Source organism: Corallococcus terminator, from assembly GCF_003611635.1.
Classification (GTDB): domain Bacteria; phylum Myxococcota; class Myxococcia; order Myxococcales; family Myxococcaceae; genus Corallococcus; species Corallococcus terminator.
The window spans coordinates 1-254 of the sequence record NZ_RAVZ01000861.1 but is presented as its reverse complement, the minus strand read 5'-3'; the positions used below and the strand labels follow the sequence as shown (position 1 = coordinate 254).

General features: G+C 61.8%; 1 protein-coding gene and 1 pseudogene. Both read left to right on the top strand.

Annotation, left to right across the window (positions count from 1 at the left end):
• Window positions 1–96, top strand: a complete 96-nt coding sequence (locus D7V88_RS42500; RefSeq protein WP_372241176.1) for an IS3 family transposase — start codon at window positions 1–3, stop codon at window positions 94–96.
• A 29-nt stretch (window positions 97–125) separates the two neighbouring features.
• A pseudogene (locus D7V88_RS42495) lies at window positions 126–254 on the top strand (transposase); the annotation flags it as partial.

Sequence of the window (254 nt, the reverse complement as noted above, 5' to 3'; positions counted from 1 at the left end):
CTGTTCGACTACATCGAGGTCTTCTACAACCAGCAACGCATGCACTCGGCAATCGGTTACGCTGCGCCGGCCGAGTTCGAACGGGCAGCGGCATAGTCAACCTGTCCACGAAAGCGGATCACGCCCACCACGGGCGCAAGAGCAAGAGCAAGCGCTTCAATGGCTACAAGCAGCACGTCGGCATCGACCTCGATACCGAACTCGTGGTGGCCTGCGCCGTGACGCCAGCCAACCGCCCCGAAGAGGAGGCAACC